The sequence below is a fragment of the Clostridium sp. TW13 genome (assembly GCF_024345225.1).
Taxonomy (GTDB): Bacteria; Bacillota; Clostridia; order Clostridiales; family Clostridiaceae; genus Inconstantimicrobium; species Inconstantimicrobium mannanitabidum.
This window is the reverse complement of the sequence record NZ_BROD01000001.1, coordinates 3852209-3875498: the sequence shown is the minus strand read 5'-3', so window position 1 is coordinate 3875498 and position 23290 is coordinate 3852209. Positions and strand designations below refer to the sequence as shown.

Sequence of the window (23290 nt, the reverse complement as noted above, 5' to 3'; positions counted from 1 at the left end):
AAGTGAGCAGCGCAGCGAGGAAAGCGACAAAGTAATACGAAGTTAGTTTTTTGTTAGAGGTCAAGCTACAAAGGGCGCATGGTGAATGCCTTGGCATCAGGAGCCGATGAAGGACGCGATAAGCTGCGATAAGCTTCGGGTAGGCGCACATAGCCTGTGATCCGGAGATTTCCGAATGAGGGAACTCACATGGGAAACCCCATGTACTGTACAATGAATAAATAGTTGTATGGAGGTAAACCTAGGGAACTGAAACATCTAAGTACCTAGAGGAAGAGAAAGAAAACTCGATTCCGTAAGTAGCGGCGAGCGAAAGCGGAAGAGCCCAAACCAGAGATTTATCTCTGGGGTTGCGGACAGAACATAACGTGAAGGTATCGTAATTGAAGATAGCTGGAAAGCTACACCGTAGAAGGTAATAGTCCTGTAAGTAAAACGAGAAGATCATAGTTCTGCTCCAGAGTACCACGAGACACGTGAAACCTTGTGGGAAGCAGGGAGGACCACCTCCCAAGGCTAAATACTACCTGATGACCGATAGTGAAGAAGTACCGTGAGGGAAAGGTGAAAAGAACCCCGGGAGGGGAGTGAAATAGAACCTGAAACCGTGTGCCTACAACCGATCAGAGCACCATATGAGTGTGATGATGTGCTTTTTGTAGAACGAGCCAACGAGTTACGGTATGTAGCGAGGTTAAGTACTTAAGGTACGGAGCCGAAGGGAAACCGAGTCTGAATAGGGCGACTAGTTGCATGCTGTAGACCCGAAACCGGGTGACCTATCCATGGCCAGGTTGAAGCGAGAGTAAAATCTCGTGGAGGACCGAACCACGTTGGTGTTGAAAAACCATGGGATGAGCTGTGGATAGCGGAGAAATTCCAATCGAACTCGGAGATAGCTGGTTCTCCCCGAAATAGCTTTAGGGCTAGCGTCGAATATGAGTAATGGAGGTAGAGCACTGAATGGGCTAGGGGGCATAGCGCTTACTGAACCTTATCAAACTCCGAATGCCATATACTATTAGTTCGGCAGTCAGACTACGAATGATAAGATCCGTGGTCAAAAGGGAAACAGCCCAGATCGTCAGCTAAGGTCCCAAAGTGTAAGTTAAGTGGAAAAGGATGTGGGATTTCCAAGACAACTAGGATGTTGGCTTAGAAGCAGCCACTCATTAAAAGAGTGCGTAATAGCTCACTAGTCGAGAGATCCTGCGCCGAAAATGTTCGGGGCTCAAACTTACCACCGAAGCTACGGCATCAGTTATACTGATGGGTAGGGGAGCGTCGTAATCGGGCTGAAGTCGTACCGTAAGGAGCGGTGGACTGATTACGAGTGAGAATGTTGGCATTAGTAGCGAGATGTGGGTGAGAATCCCACAGGCCGAAAACCTAAGGTTTCCTCAGGAAGGTTCGTCCGCTGAGGGTTAGTCGGGACCTAAGCCGAGGCCGAAAGGCGTAGGTGATGGACAATCGGTTGATATTCCGATACCACTATTAATCGTTATTACCGATGGAGTGACACAGGAGGATAGGATGTGCTAGCTATTGGATGCTAGTCTAAGCACTTAGAGAGTTGTGATAGGCAAATCCGTCGCAACAATCTTGAGGTGTGATGGGGAAGGAACTACGGTTCCGAAGTATCTGATTCCACGCTGTCAAGAAAAGCTTCTAGGGAGAGAAATAGTGCCCGTACCGCAAACCGACACAGGTAGGTGAGGAGAGAATCCTAAGGCCGGCGGAAGAATTACAGTTAAGGAACTAGGCAAATTGACCCCGTAACTTCGGGAGAAGGGGTGCCTACGAGAGTAGGTCGCAGAGAATAGGCTCAAGCAACTGTTTAGCAAAAACACAGGTCTCTGCTAAAGCGAAAGCTGATGTATAGGGGCTGACGCCTGCCCGGTGCTGGAAGGTTAAGGGGAATACTTAGCGCAAGCGAAGGTATGAACTTAAGCCCCAGTAAACGGCGGCCGTAACTATAACGGTCCTAAGGTAGCGAAATTCCTTGTCGGGTAAGTTCCGACCCGCACGAATGGCGTAATGACTTGAGCACTGTCTCAACTGTAAATCCGGCGAAGTTGTAGTACCAGTGAAGATGCTGGTTACCCGCGATTGGACGGAAAGACCCCGTAGAGCTTTACTGTAGTTTAGCATTGAGTTTCGGTATTGTCTGTACAGGATAGGTGGGAGACTGAGAAACCAGGGCGTCAGCCTTGGTGGAGTCACCCTTGGGATACCACCCTGACAGTACTGGAATTCTAACCGGGCGCCATGAAACTGGTGACGGGACATTGTTAGATGGGCAGTTTGACTGGGGCGGTCGCCTCCAAAAAAGTAACGGAGGCGCCCAAAGGTTCCCTCAGAACGGTCGGAAATCGTTCGAAGAGTGCAAAGGCAGAAGGGAGCCTGACTGCGACACCTACAAGTGGAGCAGGGACGAAAGTCGGGCTTAGTGATCCGGTGGTACCTCGTGGGAGGGCCATCGCTCAACGGATAAAAGCTACCTCGGGGATAACAGGCTGATCTCCCCCAAGAGTCCACATCGACGGGGAGGTTTGGCACCTCGATGTCGGCTCGTCGCATCCTGGGGCTGAAGTAGGTCCCAAGGGTTGGGCTGTTCGCCCATTAAAGCGGCACGCGAGCTGGGTTCAGAACGTCGTGAGACAGTTCGGTCCCTATCCGTCGCGGGCGCAGGAAATTTGAGAGGAGCTGTCCTTAGTACGAGAGGACCGGGATGGACTGACCTCTGGTGTACCAGTTGTTCCGCCAGGAGCATGGCTGGGTAGCTAAGTCGGGAAGGGATAAACGCTGAAAGCATCTAAGCGTGAAGCCCACCTCAAGATGAGATTTCCCATAGCGTAAGCTAGTAAGATCCCTTGAAGAACACAAGGTTGATAGGTCAGAGGTGTAAGTGTGGTAACATATTTAGCTGACTGATACTAATAGATCGAGGGCTTGACCAATAAAATAGATTAACAAAAAGAGATAAAACTTGTGTGCAATTTTGAAAGAACATAAAAGTTCTTTTGTTTGTAGAAATTTCTGCAAACCATGAATCTGGTGATGATGTGTTTTTGGGTTACACCCCTTCCCATTCCGAACAGGATGGTTAAGCCAATTACAGCTGATGGTACTGCATGGGCGACTGTGTGGGAGAGTAAGTGGTCGCCAGGTTATTCTTATATATAAGAATAATAATGTTCCGCGATAGCTCAATGGTGGAGCACTCGGCTGTTAACCGATAGGTTGGAGGTTCGAGCCCTCTTCGCGGAGCCATTTTTATTTTATTAAGTGTATAATATAAAGAAAGCTAGTTTAAAGATTTATGATTAAATCTCTAAACTAGCTTTTTTCGTTATATATTTTTTATTTTAATGTCTAAAAAAGAAAGTATGTTATATAAGTAATATTGTTTTAGAATTTAAAGTAAACCCTCAGCCTTTAATAATTCAGCTGTTAATACTGAGCCACCAGCAGCACCTCTTAATGTGTTGTGGGATAAGCATACAAATTTATAATCAAATAAGGTATCTTCTCTAAGTCTACCAATACTAACCCCCATTCCCCTTTCAATATCTCTGTCTAGACCTGTTTGAGGCCTATCATCTTGCTCAAAATAAGTTAAAAATTGTTTAGGAGCTAGAGGAAGTTTTAGTTCTTGAGGTTTGCCTTTAAAATTTCTCCAATGCTCAAGAATCTGTTCTTTAGTAGGTTTCTTTTCAAATGAAACAAAAACTCCAGCTAAGTGACCATCAGAAACGGGAACACGGATACATTGAGCACTAATTACAGGGTTCGTAGCAGGAACTATTTTTCCATTTCTAACAGTGCCCCAAATTTTTAATGGTTCTTTTTCACTTTTGCTTTCTTCGCCAGAGATGTAGGGGATTGCATTATCATTAATTTCTGGCCAATCACTAAATATTTTACCTGCACCAGAGATAGCTTGATAAGTACAAACTAAAATCTTTGTAGGTTTAAATTCTAATAATGCAGTTATTGCAGGAACATAACTTTGGATTGAGCAGTTTGGTTTGGTTACTATAAAACCTTTCTGGGTTCCTAATCTCTTACGTTGAGCATCAATAACATCTAAATGATTGTTATTGATTTCAGGAATAATCATTGGGACATCTTCAGTCCATCTGTTAGCAGAATTATTTGATATAACGGGAATATCTGCTTTAGCATACAGTTCTTCTAACTCTTTAATTTCGTTTGATGGCATATTTACCGCGCAGAACACAAAATCAACATCTTTTATTATTTCATCAAGATTATAAACATCTTTTACCATAATGTTATTAACGAAATCAGGCATAGGCAAATTAAGTTTCCATCTACCTTTAATTGATTCTTCATAAGTTTTACCTGCAGAACTTTTGCTAGCAGCTAATACTGTAACTTGAAAATATGGGTGGTTATTAAGTAATGTGATTAATCTTTGACCAACAAATCCAGTGGCACCAAGAATACCAACTTTAAGTTTACTCATTTAAAACGCCTCCTAAGTTTAGCTTATTGCTTATAATATAGATTAAATTCAAAATAATATTTATTTTTAACTATATTAGTAGTACATTATGCAAGAAAAAGTAATAAGTTTGCATAGTACATACATATAAATTTTTATACTGGATAAATTAATACTGCAGTAGATATTAGTTGCTGAAATATAAGAGGTGAGCATAAATGTCTGAATACAAGATGGATATAAATGGAATGATAGGGCTTAGTGATTATAGTAATATTCATGATTATATTTCTATCATAGATAGAAATGATAACTTTACTATAACATTAGATGATTCTGCGAAGATTAGCTTAGACATAATTCAATCAATTCTTAAGGATAGTAAATTTTCAATTACTTCTGAAGGTGTTGATAACCAAGGAAAATACTATATGAGCCTTCATAAAAGCAAATATGATGAGTTATAAGACTTATATATTTCAAATAAAAGGAACATTGGGATAAAATCGGGGATATTTTTGTAAAAATAACAAAAAAAATATTTATTTATTAGCCAAAACTCCAAATAACATAATATGCATAGTATGTTATAATCATAGTATATTATATAATTGGAGGAGAATGACTATGAAGAACTATTTTATAGGGATAGATTTAGGTGGAACCAAAATTAGTACAGCTATTTCTGACGTTGAAGGAAATGTAAAAGCTCAAAGTACTGTTGCAACAGATGCTAAGGATGGAGAAATTCCAGTTTTAAATAGAATAATATCAACTGTTGAAAAGGTTTTAGAAGAATCTAAGATATCATTAGATGAAGTAGAAGCTATAGGAATAGGATCACCAGGACCTTTAGATGCTAAATCAGGAGTGATAATTACAACACCAAACTTACCATTTAAAAACTTTAATCTTGTAGCACCTATAAGAGAAAAATTTAATGTGCCAGTATTTTTAGATAATGATGCAAACGTAGCTGCTATAGGAGAGTTTATGTTTGGTGCTGGTAAAGGAACTGAAAATATGGTTTATATGACTGTTAGCACAGGTGTAGGCGGTGGAGCTGTATTGAATGGTAAGATATACAGAGGAAATACTTGCAATGCTTTAGAAATTGGACATACTACAGTAGCTGCTGATGGGCCAAGATGTAATTGTGGAAATATAGGATGTTTAGAAGCTACATCTTCAGGAACTTCAATAGGAAAAAGAGGTAAAGAAGCTTGTTTAACAAAGGTAGAAACTTCATTAAAGAATTATGATGAAGTAACTTCATATGAAGTGTTTGTAGAAGCAGCTAAAGGTGATGAAGTAGCAAAAGACATAATAGACAATGCTTTAAATTACTTAGGAATTGGTGTTGCAAACATGGTATCAACTTTTGACCCAGAAGTAGTTATAATTGGTGGAGGAGTTTCAAAAGCTGGAGATATAGTTTTCGAAACAGTAAGAAAAGTTGTAAATAAGAGATGTTTCAAGAATATGGCTGAAAGTTGCAGAATAGTTCCAGCAGGGTTAGGTGCTGATGCTGGAGTTATAGGTGCACTTGGATTAGCTATAATGGAAAGTAAATAGAAATAATTTATTAAAATTGAATACATTGAATAGTTTAAAAGATAAGTATTATAGTTTATATAATACTTATCTTTTTTTATGCTTTAGCAAGTGATAATGAAAATAAAATATTTCTATTTTGGTGTAGGTCTGCAAGCAGAAATAGGTATCAGATACAATTCAAGAGATATTTTTTTATAAAAAATAACCTGTATATGATTACAATTGTGAATAAAGTGCAAACATATAAAAAGACATTTTTTATATATTGACTGCAAAAAAAACAAGTGATATTATGAAATATAGTTAGATATCTAATTAGTTTGGAGATGATAAGATGCAGAATAATGATACGGAGCAGTTGTACTATCTTTTCGAGAGAGTTATAAAATTGAAGTTTAATAGAGCTTTTGTTCTATGTGATGATATAGGTATTCATCCAGGACAAAATCATATGCTAAGTTTTTTGTATAAGCATGAAGGACAAAGTCAAAAACAGATTGCTGATATGATAAATATAAAGCCATCTACTGTAACAATCATGATAAAAAAGATGGAGAAAGCTAATCTTGTAAAAAGAATACCAGATGAGATGGATCAAAGAGTTATAAGAGTGTATTTATCTGATGAAGGCAGAATAATATGTAAGAAGTTACTTGAAGTAAATAATCAAATTCAAGAAGAGTGTCTTAAGGATTTTGATGAGCAGGAAATAGAAGAGTTACATAAATTATTATCCAAGGTAAAAAATAATCTTGAACAATTTGAAGATGAAAAGTTATTTAAAGAGAAAATGCAAAAACACATGGAATGCCATCATGGAGCAAAAGAAGAGGACAATTAATAATTAATTATAGAAAGGACGGCGGAATATATGTTGAAATTAACAAAGTATTTAAAGAGTTATACAGTTTGGCTTTTGGCTATATTAGCATTAGCTTTCGGACAAACTATGGCAGATTTAAATTTGCCAAATATAATGTCTGAGATTGTTGATACTGGAATAGTAAAATCTGATACTTCTTTTATCATTCAAAAAGGAGGAGTCATGTTATTAGTATCTTTTGGAGGAGCACTTTGTGCAATACTATTAGGGCTATTGGCTTCTAAGGTAGCAGTAGGTGTAGCTAAGAAGATGCGTGAAGATGTATTTATGAAGGTAGAAAGTTTTTCTCTTAGTGAGTTCAATAAAATAGGAACTTCATCACTTATTACAAGAAGTACTAATGATATTAACCAAATACAACAAGTTCTTATTATGATATTACGTATAGCAGTTACAGCTCCTGTTATGTTTATCGGAGCGTTAATAATGGCTGTTTCAAGAGATAAGGCATTATCTATGGTGTTTGTAGTAATAATTCCATTGTTATTACTTACATTAGGAGTAGTGTCAGGAAAAGCAATGCCTTTATTTAAAAGCATGCAAGGTAAAATTGATAAACTAAATAGAGTTGTTAGAGAAGGTCTTATAGGAATAAGAGTAGTACGTGCATTTAACCGTACTGAGTATGAAGAAAAAAGATTTGATGAATCAAGTAGAGATTTAGCAGATACAGCTATAAAGGTTAATAAGATAATGGCAGTTATGATGCCGCTTATGATGTTCTTTTTCAACTGTATGTCTATTGCTATAATATGGTTTGGTTCAAAAAGAATAGATTTAGGCGAAATGAATGTTGGAGATTTAATGGCATTTATCCAATATGCTATGCAAGTAATGATGTCTGTACTTATGGTTGCCATGATATTTATAATGGTACCTCGTGCATCAGCATCTGGAGAAAGAATTAGAGAAGTTCTATCTGTTAAACCAATTATAAAGGATGCAGAACAAACAAAAGTAGTTAATGGTTCTAGAGGATATTTAGAGTTTAAGAATGTAGTATTTAGATATCCTGGTGCAGAACAATCAGTACTAAACAATATCAGTTTTAGTGCAAAACCAGGTGAAACTACAGCTATTATAGGTAGTACTGGTTCTGGAAAGTCTGCGTTGATTAACTTAATACCTCGTTTCTATGATATAGAAAGTGGTGAAATCTTAGTAGATGGAGTTAATATAAAAGAATTATCTCAAAAAGATTTAAGATCTAAGATTGGAGTAGTTCCACAAAAGGCAGTACTTTTCTCAGGAACTATAAAAGACAATATTAGATATGGTAAAGAAGATGCTACAGATGAAGAAATAAAGCATGCAGCTGAGGTTGCACAAGCTAGTGAGTTTATTTCAGAGATGAAGGAAGGTTATGATTCAGAAATAGCTCAAGGCGGAAATAATGTTTCTGGTGGACAAAAGCAACGTTTATCCATAGCAAGGGCTATAGTTAGAAATCCAGAAATCTATATATTTGATGATAGTTTTTCTGCTCTAGATTTTAAAACTGATGCTAAGTTACGTGGAGCTTTAAAGGATGAAACTAAGGATTCAACAGTTATAATAGTAGCACAAAGAGTTTCTACAGTAATGGATGCAGATAGAATAATAGTTTTAGATGAAGGTACAATTTCTGGAGTAGGAACTCATAAAGAACTTTTAGAAAATTGTGAGGTTTACAAGGAAATCGTGTCATCACAACTTTCAGAGGAGGAGATAGCATGAGTTCAGATAGAGGAAGAGGCAGAGGCCCTATGGGCGGAGGCCCAATGCGAGGAATGGGCAAGGTAGAAAAGGCCAAGGACTTTAAAGGTAGTTTAAAGAGATTAATTGGATACCTAGCACCATATAAAATAAAATTAATAGCAGTATTCATTACAGCTATATTAAGTACAATATTCTCAATAGTGAGCCCTAAGATAATGGGTAGAGCTACAACTAAGCTTTTTGAAGGAATAATAATGAAGAAGATGCACATTCCAGGTGCAGCTGTAGATTTTGAGTATATACTACAAATTGTATTAAATCTTATAGTTTTATATTTGATTAGTTCAATTTTTACTTATATACAACAATATTTAATGGCAGGCGTATCACAAAACACTGTGTATGATATGCGTAAGGAAGCAGAAAATAAATTAGGAAGATTACCTATAAAATATTTTGATTCAAGATCTCATGGAGATGTATTAAGTAGATTTACTAATGATATGGATAATATCAGTACAACCTTACAACAGAGTTTAACTCAGCTTATAACTTCTATTATTACTATAATAGGAATTCTAATAATGATGCTTACAATAAGTCCATTAATGACTCTAATTGCTATAGTAGTATTACCAGTAACTATGCTAGTAATAAGTCCTATACTAAAGAAGTCACAAGGCTTCTTTGCTAATCAACAAAAAGAACTTGGTAACTTAAATGGACATATTGAAGAAATGTACACAGGTCATAACATAGTTAAGGCTTTTGGACATGAGGAAAAGGCTATAAACGAGTTTAAAGAAATAAATGAAAAGCTATATGACGTAGGTTGGAAGGCACAATTTATTTCGGGTTTAATGATGCCTATGATGATGTTTGTTAACAATATAGCTTATGTGGCAGTATGTGTTGTGGGTGGATTCTTAGCAACAAAGAAGAAACTAGAAGTTGGAGATATTCAAGCATTTATACAATATATGAGACAATTCTCTCAACCTATAAACCAAACAGCTAACATAGCGAACATTATTCAATCAACAGTTGCTTCAGCTGAACGTGTATTTGAAATATTAGATGAAGCAGAAGAAATTCCAGATGAAGTTAACGCAAAGCAAATAACTTCTTGCAAAGGTGAAGTTAGATTCGATCATGTTAAATTTGGTTATAAGGATGGTCAAACTCTAATCAGTGATATGAACATTGATGTTAAGAGTGGTCAAACTATAGCTATTGTTGGACCTACAGGAGCAGGAAAGACTACACTTATAAACCTATTGATGAGATTCTATGAAGTTAACGAAGGTAAGATTTTAGTTGACGGTATAGATATAAGAGATTTAAAGAGAGAAGATTTGCGTAATACTTTTGGAATGGTACTTCAAGATACTTGGTCATTTAATGGAACAATAAGAGATAATATAGCTTATGGTAGACAAGGTGCTACAGAAGAAGAGATAGTTGCAGCTGCAAAGGCAGCACATGCAGATCACTTCATAAGAACTCTTGAAGATGGATATGATACTGTCTTAAATGAAGAAGCAACAAATATATCTCAAGGCCAAAAGCAGTTATTGACTATTGCCAGGGCAATACTTGCAGATCCAAGCATATTAATTCTAGATGAGGCGACTAGTAGTGTAGATACTAGAACAGAAGTATATATACAAAAGGCTATGGATAGACTTATGCATGGCAGAACAAGCTTTGTTATAGCACATAGACTTTCTACAATTAGAGATGCTGATTTAATCCTTGTAATGAATCATGGTAATGTAATTGAACAAGGAAATCATAAAGAATTGATGGCTGAAAATGGATTCTATGCAGACTTATATAATAGTCAATTTTCAGGGAAACAAATAGATGAAGCAATGTAAGATAATATAAATTACAATTAGAACTGTTGTTAAAGTAACTTAACTTTACAGCAGTTCTAATTTTTTTGGCATATGATTGTAAATTGTAGGGTTAAATATGTGAAGAATACTTTAGTTAGATAAGACAACACTATTTAGTGATAGAGAGACATCTAAGAGGTTTGTTGATGTAGTATAATGGCAAATACATTAGTGCAGAACTGTATTTATTAAGTAAAGGTCAATAAAAAGATGTATAAAGAGAGTATATATGATTAAAAAGTTTACATAATAAGAGATTATAGTTCACTGACTGGTATTTATGGCTATATAATTTTATAATTATAATAGTAATTAACTGGGGAGGAAAGAAATTATGGATTTTAATAAGTTAAGTTTAGAGATGCATGAGAATAATAAAGGTAAAATATCAATAGTATCGAAAGTTAAGGTTGAAACAAGGGATGATCTTAGTACTGCATATACACCAGGAGTTGCAGAACCATGTAGAAAGATTCATGCAAACAAGGATGATGCTTACAAGTATACTGCAAAAGGTAATTTAGTTGCAGTGGTTTCAGATGGTACAGCAGTTTTAGGTCTTGGGGACATTGGTCCAGAAGCAGCAATGCCTGTTATGGAAGGAAAATCAATATTATTTAAGGAATTTGGGAATGTAGATGCCTTTCCTATTTGCTTAGATACTAAGGATGTAGAAGAAATAATAAAAACAGTTAAGTATATGGCACCAACTTTTGGCGGAATTAACTTAGAGGATATATCTGCTCCAAGATGTTTTGAAATAGAAAGAAGATTGAAGGAAGAGTTAGAGATTCCAGTATTTCATGATGATCAACATGGTACTGCTATTGTAGTAGCAGCAGCCTTGTTAAATGGATTAAAGTTAGTACATAAAAACATAGAGGAAGTTAAAATTGTTATTAATGGAGCTGGTTCTGCAGGAATATCAATTTGTAAGTTATTATTACAATTTGGAGCTAAAAACATAGTCATGGTAGATAGAGCTGGAGCGTTGGTTGAAGGAGTTGAATGGATGAATCCAGCTCAAGCAGAGATTGCAAAGAAAACTAACGTTGAAAAGGAATCAGGAGACTTAAAAGCTGTAATAAAGAATAAGGATGTGTTCATAGGCGTGTCAGCTCCTAATATAGTAACAACAGAAATGGTAGCTACTATGAATAAAGACGCTATGATTTTTGCAATGGCAAATCCAACTCCAGAGATAATGCCAGAAGAGGCTAAGAAAGGTGGAGCAAGAGTAATTGCTACAGGAAGATCTGATTTTCCTAATCAAATTAACAATGTATTAGTGTTCCCTGGAATATTTAGAGGAGCTTTAGATGTTCAGGCTACAGATATAAATGAAGAAATGAAAATGGCTGCAGCAAGGGCTATAGCTAGCATAATAAGTGATGAGGAATTAAGTGAGGAGTATATTATTCCAAGTGCTTTTGATAAGAGGGTTGCAGTTAGGGTAGCAGAGGAAGTTGCTAAGGTGGCAAAGGAAACTGGTATAGCTAGGATAATGTAAAAATAACTTGCAATTTTCAATAAAAGATGTCATAATAGATAAGTAGATAAATTAATTAGTAATAAGATTTAGATTGAAACATTTCTCTGATTTAAGGTAATGTACTCAATTTAGGTATATTATTAACAAGGAGGAATGTAACATGGAAGATAGAAACATCGTATGTAAAGATTGCGGAAACGAATTTGTTTTCACAGTTGGAGAACAAGAATTTTACAAGGAAAAAGGATTTGAAAATGATCCAGTAAGATGTCCAGATTGTAGAAGAGCTAGAAAGCAACAAATGAACAAGAGATAATTCATTTAATAGCATAAGGAAGCAGTCTAAATGTTAATTTAGATTGCTTTTTTTAATGCGTGAGTAAAATGTGTATATAATTTAAAAATAGAAGTCTTATTAGTAATTATTTTATTGCGTGTATCGGTGGGTAATATATAGGTTTACATAGATAATAAGTTAAGGCTTTGATTTTTGGTTATATATAAAAACAAAGTGCTATAACTTATCGAAAAATGAACAAAATAAAGTTATGAGAATAACTAAAATTTAAATTAAAGGAAGGTAAACATATGGAAGAAATTAAGAATATAGAAGAAGTTAAAAAGTTTTATGATTTAGGGTTACATGAAGATGTATTAAAAGCAATAGACGATATGGGATTTGAAGAACCATCAAAAATACAAGCAAGAGTAATCCCAACATTATTAGAAGGTGCAGACGTTATAGGTCAAGCACAAACAGGAACAGGAAAAACTCTAGCATTTGGAGCGCCTGTTATAAGTAAGATTGAGAGAGGCGGAGCACACATTAAGTGTTTAGTTTTAGCGCCAACAAGAGAATTAGCAGTTCAAGTAAATGATGAACTTGCTAGAATAGCTAAATATTCTAGAACAAGGATTTTACCTATTTATGGTGGTCAACCAATAGACAGACAAATAAAATCAGTAAAAAGAGGCATAGACATAGCAGTTGGTACACCAGGTAGAATATTAGACCTTATAAAGAGAAGAGTTTTAGATTTAAGCCAAATAGAATTCTTAATATTAGATGAAGCAGATGAAATGTTAAACATGGGATTTATTGATGATATAGAAGAGATATTAAAGAATGCTAATGATGACAGACAAACTATGCTTTTCTCAGCAACAATGCCTGCTGAAATTAAGAAATTATCTAAGAGATATATGAAAGAAGATACTCAACATATATCAATAGATAAGAGAACTGTAACTGGAGCTACAGTTAGTCAATTCTATTATGAAGTTAAAAACAAGGATAGATTTGAAACACTATGTAGAGTTCTAGATGTGGATGAACCAACAGCAGCTATAATATTCTGTAAGACTAAGAGAGGTGTTGATGAAGTAGTTGAAGCAATGCAAGCTAGAGGATATAGCGTTGAAGGTATGCATGGTGATATGACTCAAACTCATAGAATGAATACTTTAAGAAAATTCAAAGAAGGAAATCTTGATTATTTAGTAGCTACAGATGTTGCTGCAAGAGGTATTGACGTAGAGAACGTAACTCACGTTATAAATTATGATTTGCCACAAGATACTGAGTCTTATGTTCATAGAATAGGTAGAACAGGAAGAGCAGGAAGAGAAGGTGTGGCATATACACTAGTAACTTCAAGAGAGTACATGACTTTAAAACAAATAGAGAGAAGTACTCAAAGTAAGATTAAGAGAAAAGAAATACCAACAATAGATGATATATTTGAAGCTAAGTATAAAAATATGATTGAAAAAGTCCAAGAAACTCTACAATCAGATGATTACAAGAGATTTGTACCAGTAGTTCAAGAGTTAGATGAGGAATTTAACTTAGTAGATGTTTCTGCTGCTCTTATGGCAATGATATATTCTAAGGAAGTTTCATTTGACTATACAGAAGATTCAATAGCAACTAAGGGAGGAGAACAAAAAGTAAGATTATTCTTATCAATTGGAAAGATTGATAAAGTAACTCCTAAGCAAATACTAATGTATTTAAATGAAGCTAATGTTAATAAAACTGATATCGGAGAAATAGATTTATATGATAAATTTAGTTTTGTTGATGTAAGTGAAGCAGTAGTAGATAGCATAGTTAAAAAATGCTATGGCAAGAAGATAAATGGACGTAAAGTAAGAGTAGAAAAAGCAAATAGAAAGTAAATAATAGAATTAACGAAGGTTCTGGTAATGAGTAATTACCAGGACCTTTTTAAATGAAGGTGCTTAGTATATAGTAGTGTATAAAGATAAATCAATAATAGTAAACTTGCATAAAGGATTTCTTAAAAGTAAAATTGATGTTTCAGAAGATATAAACCCATCAACAAAGTTTTCAAAGATGATAGTTAATGGATATATTTATGAAAAGTTTAGAACACATAAAAAGTGTGATATACTAAAGTAAAAATATTAAATTACCTAGGAGGAAATGAGTGAAGACGTTATATGTTTCTGATTTGGACGGAACCTTACTAAATAAAGATCAGCAGATATCAAAAGACTCTATAAGAATTTTAAATGAGTTAATAGAAGAGGGTGTGAGATTTACAGTTGCAACTGCCAGGACTCCAGCTACAGTAGTTCCAATATTGGATGAGGTGAATATTGATTTACCTGTGGCATTGATGAATGGTGTACTTATTTATGATATTAACAAAAAAGAATATATAGAGATAAATCATATAGAGAAATCTATAGCTGATAAAGTTATAAAGGTATTTGAGAGTAAAGCCAAGGATATGTTTATTTACGGAATAGAGAATGAAAGATTAAATGTATACTATAAAGGGTTTTCAAATGAATCTGAGCAGAAGTATTATGAAGAAAGATGTAACAGTCCTTTAAAGACTTTTGTAAAGATAAAATCATATGATGAGATTAGCAGTGATGTAAGAATAATTAATTTTGTTATTATAGATGAATATGAAAATGTGAAAACAATCTATGATGAACTTTTTAAGATTAAAGAGATGACTGTTAACTTCTATGAGGATATTTATTCAGAAGGACATTATTTTTTAGATGCCTATACTTCAAAAGCCTCTAAGGGTTTAGCTATAAAGGAATTATCAAAGTATATTTCTCACGATAAGCTTGTCTGCTTTGGAGATAATGTGAATGATATTCCAATGTTTGAAGTAGCTGATGAATGTTATGCTGTTGAGAATGCAGCTGAAAGCTTAAAACAAATGGCCACAAAAGTGATTGGTAATAATAACAATGATGCTGTTGCTGAATTTATTAAAGAGCAAGAAACTGTTTCAAAATCAAATTAGATTTTGGGACAGTTTTTTGTGTATTTTTACAAAGTTATATTTTCAGTGATACAAAAAAGTTATAGGTGATATAATTAAATTGACATCTAAAAACAAATAAAAAGTCCCAATATGCGACGGATATTTTTTTTAGATGTCTAGTAAAAATAAAATAATGAGGGGTGTTTTTATGGCAAGAGAAACGTCTATTGATTTAAGAAGTCAGGTTATGTACTCTGTATATGTTAGAAATCACGGAGAGAATGGAACCTTTAAAGATGTTGAAAACGATTTAGAAAGAATAAAGAGTTTAGGAACAGATATAATATGGTTCATGCCTATCCATCCTATTGGAGTAAAAAATAAAAAGGGAGAGCTTGGATGTCCATATGCAATTCAAGACTACAGAAAAGTAAATCCTGAGTATGGTACTTTAGAAGATTTTAAGCGTTTAGTTGATAAGATTCATTCTATGGGGATGAAATGCATGATTGATGTAGTTTATAATCATACTTCACCAGATTCAGTACTTGTACAAACTCATCCAGAGTATTTCTATAGAAAAGAAAATGGTGAATTTGGTGGCAAAGTAGGGGATTGGTCTGATGTAATAGACTTAGAATATAACAACAAAGATTTATGGAACTATCAAATTGAAACGTTAAAATACTGGGCAGGAATAGTTGATGGATTTAGATGTGATGTTGCACCTATGATACCATTAGACTTCTGGTTAGAAGCAAGAGAAGCAGTAAAGGAAGTTAATTTAGATTGTATATGGCTTGCAGAAAGTATAGATTTAGGTTTTATAAAGTACTTGAGAGATAAAGGTGCTTGTGTATCAACAGACAGCGAAATGTATCAGGCCTTTGATATTTGCTATGAATATGATGTTTGGGCATTATTCAATAAATACTTAAAAGGTGAATGTTCTTTAAGCAAATATGTAGATATGTTGAAGTTACAAGAGGTAATTTATCCATCAAATTATGTAAAGATTCGTTGCTTAGAAAATCATGATAATCCTAGAGCGAAGCATTTAATTGAAGATGAAGATAATTTAAATAACTGGACAGCCTTTACTTATTTCCAAAAAGGTATGACTCTTATTTATGCAGGGGAAGAGGCTCAAAATACAAAGACTCCAAGTCTTTTTGATATAGATAAGGTAGACTGGAGTGGAATCAAGGCAGAGTATGTAAGTTTAATGCAAAAGTTATATTCTATTAAGAAAGAAAATATTGCACCAAATGCAATTTATGATTTAAAAGCTTTTGATGAATGTGATACTGTAGTTGGAACTTATAAGAAGGACAATTCAACTTTGGTAGGAATATTCAACTTGAATAAGGGAAAAGGACAAGTTTCTGTAGATATAGAAGATGGTGAGTATATTAACTTACTAAATAATGAGCATATCGTTGTTACAGATAAGAAAGTTAATGTAAATGTAGCACCAGCTATATTTAAGTGTTAGTTATATAGACATGGTTTTGGTTTAGAACTGTAGATAAGCTTGTTTTTAGCAGGCTATCTACAGTTCTTTCTATCATGTATAAGGTGAATAATGTTATAATCAATATATATAACTTAGCATACTTCAATTCTAATTTTCAAAATAAAAACAGGTAGCATTGTTAATAATACTACTTGTTTTTATTTAAAGAGTTCTAGAATACAATAGAGCCATCTTTATTAATAAGTTCTTGAAGTTCATCAGCTTTCTTTAGGGTTATAAAAGCATTTTTAAAGTCATTTACTTGTGAGTATAAATCACTAAGATTTTTATATGCAGAAACTAAGAATTTAGATTTATCAAAAAGAAGCATTTTATCTATACCAACTTTTATTGCTTCAATTCCTTCTCTATGCTTTCCTAGTTTCGCTAAAATTAAGCCTTCATATACTTTGGCAGACCACATATTAAGGTAGTCAAATTTATGTTTCTCATGAGCTGGAAAATCAACCTTGATTATGTTTTCGTAAGCTAAATCATATTTATTTAACATATAGTAAGCTCGTGCTTTTATAAGATAATAAATGTAGGATATCCTTGTGGTATAATTCTTATTATTTGGAGTATTTTCTAAAGTTTTTGTAGTATAATTTTTACTGATTTCAGCATTTTCTAAGGCTTTCTCAGCATCATTAGATTCTAAGGCATATATTGCAGAAATGGTGTGAACCTTAGCTAGGCACGTGTTATCTTCACTAAACTTTGCAAATTGTAATGCTTTTTCAATACTTCGATTGTATTCTGTTAAGTTCCCAATGAAATAATTAAAAATTGCATTAAGTCTATAAAGTTCGTCTGTTCTATAGTAAATTGAGGTTTTTGAAGATAGACTAATAGCAGTAGCAATTATTTTAATTGTATTTTGAATATCACCAATAGCAGATAATACTAGTATTTTAAAATAATATAGTTCAATCTCAAGTAAAGGATCTGTATTTATATTTTTATAGTATAATTCAAAGGCTTTCTCACAGATGCTTAAACATTCAGTATAGTTAAATTCTTCGTAGAAACATTTTGCTAGTTGAATATATGCTTTTGCAGCATCAGAGTAGAAGTTACCATCTATATAAGATGACAGTGCACAGTTTATATATTCCTTTGCAGCATCAAGATTATTATACTTTATCTGAACATTTCCAAACTTCAGCAAGATGTCTCCATAGCATTTTATAGATTTATTTATGTTAGAATCATTAATTAATTTATCAATAAATTCTTTAGATTCATCTATTTTATTAGAATCAATAAGTTCATTGATATGTTTAATCTTATCTTCTTGTTCTTGATTTGATATCCTATTTTCAATTGTTTTATCAGTATCTTCTTCTAGGAAGTAACTTACGGGTTTATTTAATTTATTTGCAATATAATTTAGTGTTCTCATAGAAGGATTTGATACATTGTTTTCAATTTGGCTTAACATACTTTTGGTCAGTTCTGTACCAGCCAATTCAGATTGTGTCATATTTAAAGATTTTCTAAGACTTTTAATTTTTTCTCCAACTTTAATTGCCAAGCTTGTCACCCTTTCAATAACCAAGTAACCTAGTTAATTTCAACTAAACTTTTATAATTATTAAAGCTTAGTTGTGATATTAAAGTTAAAAAGCTATTTTTGATGGTTTCATTATAGTATGTTTTATGGAAATATACAAGGTTTCAATAAGCTTAATATAGAAAAGTTAAATTATATTTAAGTATAAGTAATATATTCAATTATATAAATTTTAGAGAGATGAAGGAGTTTGTTGCTTTTTTTATGTAGCATAGTTATTGTTGCCACCTAATCTTAAATTAAGGCTATGTTTATGAATCGTGTTGATAATATAGTATATAATAATGGAACTCTTGAAAGGGAGTTCCATTATTTCATGATTAAATGAATATTGTTCATTAAGGTTACATTAGATTATTCTTATAACCTACGGCTGTTAATTTTTTTCTAGCACATAAATGATATTCATTCCACAATCAAGTGTTCCTTGCATTTTAGTAAAAGCAATTTCTTTTTCTATAATGAGTTTCCAAAATTCTTTATCCTGTCTAGCATTTTCTAGCGCAGAATCGCCAGCTTGAGTAAATAATCCAGCAGAACTTCTCTCTTTTATAGTGATTGGGTAATCGGCAAATAGTGCATCCATTTCTGAACTTCTCATCATATGCACATAGTGCTTACTTGGGACAGGATAGTGCTCTTCATCTTGAATACCTGTATTAAATACCCACTTTGTAGCTTCAAGTCCAAATTGGTCTTTTTCATACCTAATGCCATCTAAATAATATAGTGATGCACCGATAAAACTCATAGCACCTACAATCAATGTTCCTCCGGGCTTTAGAACTCTTAACATTTCATTTATTCCATCTTTTTCTTTATCTAAAAGATAATTTATTACTCCACCAATACAAACAACGCAGTCAAAAGAAGAATCTTCAAAAATTCCCATATCCAGCACATCTAATACACAAAACAACTTAATTTTATCAAACAATGAAAGTTCTTTCATTTTCGATTTATTAAATTCTATCTGATGTGAGGATATATCTCCTACAGTTAGTTCATTACACATCTTCACAATATCTTTTGTGTATCGTCCAGAACCAGCACCTATTTCTAAAACCTTGTCATTTTCATTGATATAACGCTTTAATATATCAAAATGCACATGGTAAAGAAGTTCTCCATGTCCATCTTTTTCAAGACGAGTCCATTCACGGTCTCCATAATTATCATATCTGTTTTTGGGGATTTCGGGGTTGTAACTCATAAAAGCATCTCCTTATCATTTTTAGATTTATAATCGGTATAATGTCACTAATATCGCTTTCACTCATATAACCACCACCCCTCAAAATATAAATAATAGTTTGTTCACAATAATCTGCAATTGTCCATTTGCTTAATTATATGACATATAACAACAAACATTCAAGCGTTTAGCACAAGTATATATAAATTGATTTTCTGAATTTAAAGTTCATTAATTTTATGTTTGATAATTGAAAATCTTTAGCAAAAGGAGTGTTAACAGATAAGGTTATTGTTGCCATAGTTACTAAAGATGCAATATTTGGTTTGCTTTTTTTATTAAGCTTGTGCATTTTAAAACAAGTAACTATAAAATATGTTATTCTTCTTACATTTGCAATTATAGCTGCTGTATGTGCATCTATATATAACTTAAATAAATCTAAAGAAGAATAGAAAAATTATTATGTAAAATTTGAGTTGTTAAGATTAATAGAAGAAGAACAATAAAATTTCTAAACCTAGCATTTTAGCGTTTCTTGATATCATGATATCGAGAAATAGAGATATTTTATTATCAAGATATATATAAGTGTGTTAAAAATTTTTTGGAATACTAATTTACAAGCATTATTTTTTTCTATAAATTATCAAACCATAAAATTGGTAATAAATACATATAGTCCTAGGCGTTGAGATAAGGTTTACATTCACAGTATTATGTAGTAATATGTATTTTAAGGGGATTAATAAATATATTTACAAAAATTATGGGGGTCATATTTATGGAACAAAATATTCAACCAAATCAATCAAAGTCACCATTAGTTTTAGGAATTCTTAGTTTAATAACATGGATTCTACCTATAGTTGGCTATCCTGTTAGTATAGTAGGAATTATAATGTCAGTAAAACAAATGAAGGTAGAAAACAATACTAAAATAAAGATCTGTCTTGGACTTAATATATTAGGAGTGATTGCTTCTACAGGAAGTGCTGTATTTGGAGCTTTATATGCTGTTAAAGGTATGTAGTAAGTAGGAGATAAGTATGAAAAAATTAGGCAAATTCATAGTAATAGTCGTATTATTACCATTGTTATATTTATTTATATCTGCAATAGTTGGTGGTATGTTTATGGCAGGATATTCAGTAGCCAATGAAATAAGTCTAAAGTCTATTGATCCTAGCAAATTACAAAGCTTAATAACTCCTTATATCTACATCATAACATTAATGGGAGATATAGTAATGTTGTTACTATTGATTCTATTCTTTCTACCAACAAAGGAGAGCTTATTAAAACGATGCAATTTTAAAAAATGCAGTTTAAAGAAAGTTATATATATAAGCTTATTTGTGATGGGTTTTGCTATGCTTAATTCTATATTTGTTGGCCTAGTTAGTGACTATTTTTCTAGTTATAGAATGGTGTCAAATGCATTGTCAGCTGCAAATACCTCAATTATCCAAACTATTGTTATAGTAATCATAATTCCAATTTTTGAAGAAATGTTTTTTAGGGGAGTTATTTTCTCTTGGCTAAAGAAAAACTTTAATATAGTTTTTGCTATAATTGTACAAGCTTTAATTTTTGGTATAATGCATGGAAACATACTTCAAGGAGTTTATGCTTTTGTTTCAGGGATAATATTTGCTTTGATAAACATATATACAGATTCTTTATATGGGAATATAGTGGCGCATTGTCTCTTTAACTTATTTGAATCAGTAATAGTTCCACTTTTCTTATCAAGGATAAACATTGTTGTATATTCAGTAATAGCAATAGTTCTATGCTTTATAGGTATTGTTAAGGTAGTTAGTTTAAAGAAAATGGACTCTATAAATATAGGAAAAAGCATATAATATTTAATTTAGTTGCATGCTAGATGCAATAAAGTATTTTATGAAATTCTTCAAGCAATATGAAGAAATTAGAATGAAAAGATAGAAAGGATATGCGTTACAGTAGCTATCCTTTCTATTTTTATACATTGATAAGCGTAGTTTAATATAAATTAACTTTATCTTGATTTCAAGAAAATACAGTATTATAATAATATTAAGTAGAATTTAACATTGCCAATACAATTAGATTCTGCAAATTAGCTGAATTATATATTGATACAAAGAAGAATCAAGTGTTAAAGGAGATTTATAACATGAACAATACCTTAGAACTTATTGAAAAAGATGAAATTAAAGACTTGAAGAAAGAGAATAGCACTGAAAAGTTAAATATAATTTTACTTTTGACGTCTAAAACTATCTCACTTTTAGGAACTAATATTTATAATTTTGCCTTATCTCTTTATATATTAAAGGTAACTGGTTCAGGTGGATCTTTTGCTATTAATGTATTAATTGCTATGTTACCTAGAATAATATTAGGACCTTTTGCTGGAATAATAGCAGATAGAATTGATAGAAAGAAGCTTACAATAACTTTTGATGCTCTTAGTGGAATAATAACCTTTGGACTTTTGGGACTATCATCAATATACGGATTAAAGATTGAATTTATTTATATTACAAGCTTATTGTTAGCAATTATAAATATATTTTATGACACATCTTTAACCTCATCTATGCCTAATCTTGTAACTGATAAAAAGCTTATGAAGATAAATTCTTATTGCTCAACATCTACAGCAGTTTCAGGAATACTAGCTCCAGTATTAGCAGGAGTTATATACGGACTTATACCTATAAATATTTTTTTGATTTTAAATGGAATCTCATTTTTCTTTTCTTCAGCAATAGAGATGTTTATTAATTTTAATTTCAATAGTAGCTTAGAAACTTCTTCAAAAACTCCAATGACTTTGACAGTTTTTAAAAATGAAATAAAAGAAGTGCTTCAATTTGTGAGAGAACAAAAGATTATATATGAACTTATAAAATATGTATTGCTTATAAACTTCTTTTTCAATGCTTCTATAGGAGTAGTTTATCCTTATATCATTAATAATGTCTTAAAGATGAGTTCAGCTCAGTACGGAACATTTCAAGCTTTTTATTTTGTAGGAATGATAATCGCTTCTATTATTCTTGGAAATAAAAAAGAAAAAGGCAATGGATTAAAGAACTTAGCATTTGGACTTGGAACTACAGGAGTAGTATTCATGTTATTAGGTATTCAGGTTATAAATCTTAGTATCTTCAAAATAAACTTTGTGTTATGTGCTTATAATGTAATTTTGTTGTTTATAATGGGAGTTGCATTAATAACAGTAAATACACCTTTAATGGTAACATTACAAAGAATGACTCCTGAAAACCTTAGAGGTAGGATAACTGGTATTATTGGAACTTTATCTGGTGGAATTGCTCCTCTTGGAATAATAATAACTGGTCTAATTATAGATAGGGTATCTCCATTGATTATCTTGTTGATATCAGGAGGTACCATAGTTTTAGCAGCAGTGCATATGAAAAGAAACAATACTATATAAAATATAAATAAATTGATAAAAAGATAGTTCATATAAGTTTTTTGTTGAATAAAGTTGTTTATCAAAGAAAGTAGAAAGAATTTAGTATACGAAATAGGCTAAATTCTTTTTGTTTTCTACAAAACATTTAGAGCATTAGTTGTAATATGTAAGTGTAAATGAAAGTTATAAATTTTCCATATATTTTAATTAAACGTTTTTATCCATATCAGTAAGGAGTAGCAGGAGTAATCTTAAAATAATGTGAATATGGATGAGATATTTTATGAATAGTCAAAAGCAAGCAT

18 protein-coding genes, 1 tRNA gene and 2 rRNA genes are annotated in these 23290 nt (G+C 32.7%); 18 read left to right on the top strand and 3 right to left on the bottom strand.

The features are described from left to right. Positions 1 to 58: 58 nt before the first annotated feature. The 3 genes from OCU47_RS17910 to OCU47_RS17900 all read left to right on the top strand — a co-directional run bounded on the left by OCU47_RS17910 (position 59) and on the right by OCU47_RS17900 (position 3273). Positions 59 to 2960 (top strand): 23S ribosomal RNA (locus tag OCU47_RS17910). A gap of 93 nt (positions 2961 to 3053) precedes the next feature. Continuing rightward, positions 3054 to 3171, top strand: a 5S ribosomal RNA gene (rrf, locus tag OCU47_RS17905). A gap of 27 nt (positions 3172 to 3198) precedes the next feature. Then, positions 3199 to 3273: transfer RNA gene (locus tag OCU47_RS17900), tRNA-Asn, on the top strand. 145 nt (positions 3274 to 3418) lie between these two features. On the opposite strand, the gene asd is transcribed toward OCU47_RS17900, so the two are convergent. Next, complete coding sequence (gene asd / locus OCU47_RS17895) at positions 3419 to 4492, bottom strand: aspartate-semialdehyde dehydrogenase (protein ID WP_261829960.1); 1074 nt, start codon at positions 4490 to 4492, stop codon at positions 3419 to 3421. Positions 4493 to 4689: 197 nt separating this feature from the next. Here asd and OCU47_RS17890 point away from each other — a divergent pair, with 197 nt between their 5' ends. From OCU47_RS17890 to OCU47_RS17840, 11 genes are all read left to right on the top strand, one after another. Beyond that, positions 4690 to 4938: a hypothetical protein gene (locus OCU47_RS17890; RefSeq protein WP_261829959.1), complete on the top strand. Its 249-nt coding sequence runs from the start codon at positions 4690 to 4692 to the stop codon at positions 4936 to 4938. A gap of 160 nt (positions 4939 to 5098) precedes the next feature. Next, the gene (locus OCU47_RS17885) at positions 5099 to 6046 is read left to right on the top strand and encodes an ROK family protein (RefSeq protein ID WP_261829958.1); all 948 of its coding nucleotides are present in this window, start codon (positions 5099 to 5101) and stop codon (positions 6044 to 6046) included. A gap of 316 nt (positions 6047 to 6362) precedes the next feature. Next, positions 6363 to 6869: a MarR family winged helix-turn-helix transcriptional regulator gene (locus tag OCU47_RS17880; RefSeq protein WP_261829957.1), complete on the top strand. Its 507-nt coding sequence runs from the start codon at positions 6363 to 6365 to the stop codon at positions 6867 to 6869. 30 nt (positions 6870 to 6899) lie between these two features. Further along, complete coding sequence (locus tag OCU47_RS17875) at positions 6900 to 8627, top strand: ABC transporter ATP-binding protein (RefSeq protein WP_261829956.1); 1728 nt, start codon at positions 6900 to 6902, stop codon at positions 8625 to 8627. Beyond that, positions 8624 to 10489, top strand: a complete 1866-nt coding sequence (locus OCU47_RS17870; protein WP_376778047.1) for an ABC transporter ATP-binding protein — start codon at positions 8624 to 8626, stop codon at positions 10487 to 10489. The genes OCU47_RS17875 and OCU47_RS17870 overlap by 4 nt, the downstream gene beginning before the upstream one ends. Positions 10490 to 10844: 355 nt before the next feature. Continuing rightward, positions 10845 to 12020 carry an NAD(P)-dependent malic enzyme gene (locus OCU47_RS17865; protein WP_261829955.1) on the top strand — a complete coding sequence of 392 codons (1176 nt, stop codon included), beginning with the start codon at positions 10845 to 10847 and terminating at the stop codon, positions 12018 to 12020. A gap of 142 nt (positions 12021 to 12162) precedes the next feature. After that, positions 12163 to 12318, top strand: coding sequence for a zinc-ribbon domain-containing protein (locus OCU47_RS17860; RefSeq protein ID WP_261829954.1), 156 nt, complete (start codon positions 12163 to 12165; stop codon positions 12316 to 12318). A 272-nt stretch (positions 12319 to 12590) separates the two neighbouring features. After that, positions 12591 to 14183: a DEAD/DEAH box helicase gene (locus OCU47_RS17855; protein ID WP_261829953.1), complete on the top strand. Its 1593-nt coding sequence runs from the start codon at positions 12591 to 12593 to the stop codon at positions 14181 to 14183. Between the two features lie 76 nt (positions 14184 to 14259). Further along, entirely contained in the window at positions 14260 to 14427 is a 168-nt protein-coding gene (locus OCU47_RS17850) for a hypothetical protein (protein ID WP_261829952.1), read from the top strand. Positions 14428 to 14455: 28 nt separating this feature from the next. Continuing rightward, positions 14456 to 15298, top strand: coding sequence for an HAD family hydrolase (locus tag OCU47_RS17845; protein ID WP_261829951.1), 843 nt, complete (start codon positions 14456 to 14458; stop codon positions 15296 to 15298). 169 nt (positions 15299 to 15467) lie between these two features. Further along, positions 15468 to 16754 (top strand): alpha-amylase family glycosyl hydrolase, encoded by a 1287-nt coding sequence (locus tag OCU47_RS17840; RefSeq protein ID WP_261829950.1) that lies wholly within the window; start codon positions 15468 to 15470, stop codon positions 16752 to 16754. A 193-nt stretch (positions 16755 to 16947) separates the two neighbouring features. Here the strand turns inward: OCU47_RS17840 and OCU47_RS17835 are convergent, their stop codons facing one another. Both OCU47_RS17835 and OCU47_RS17830 read right to left on the bottom strand, forming a co-directional pair. Then, entirely contained in the window at positions 16948 to 18312 is a 1365-nt protein-coding gene (locus OCU47_RS17835) for a helix-turn-helix domain-containing protein (protein WP_261829949.1), read from the bottom strand. Positions 18313 to 18727: 415 nt separating this feature from the next. Further along, on the bottom strand, positions 18728 to 19564 hold the full coding sequence (locus tag OCU47_RS17830) for a class I SAM-dependent methyltransferase (protein WP_261829948.1): 837 nt from the start codon (positions 19562 to 19564) through the stop codon (positions 18728 to 18730). Positions 19565 to 19818: 254 nt separating this feature from the next. On the opposite strand from OCU47_RS17830, the gene OCU47_RS17825 reads away from it, so the two are divergent. The 4 genes from OCU47_RS17825 (at position 19819) to OCU47_RS17810 (ending at position 23003) form a co-directional block, all read left to right on the top strand. Beyond that, on the top strand, positions 19819 to 20001 hold the full coding sequence (locus OCU47_RS17825; protein WP_261829947.1) for a hypothetical protein: 183 nt from the start codon (positions 19819 to 19821) through the stop codon (positions 19999 to 20001). 329 nt (positions 20002 to 20330) lie between these two features. Further along, the gene (locus tag OCU47_RS17820; RefSeq protein WP_261829946.1) at positions 20331 to 20579 is read left to right on the top strand and encodes a hypothetical protein; all 249 of its coding nucleotides are present in this window, start codon (positions 20331 to 20333) and stop codon (positions 20577 to 20579) included. A gap of 16 nt (positions 20580 to 20595) precedes the next feature. Further along, positions 20596 to 21414: a CPBP family intramembrane glutamic endopeptidase gene (locus tag OCU47_RS17815; protein WP_261829945.1), complete on the top strand. Its 819-nt coding sequence runs from the start codon at positions 20596 to 20598 to the stop codon at positions 21412 to 21414. A gap of 296 nt (positions 21415 to 21710) precedes the next feature. Further along, positions 21711 to 23003, top strand: coding sequence for an MFS transporter (locus OCU47_RS17810; RefSeq protein ID WP_261829944.1), 1293 nt, complete (start codon positions 21711 to 21713; stop codon positions 23001 to 23003). The last annotated feature ends 287 nt before the right edge of the window (positions 23004 to 23290 follow it).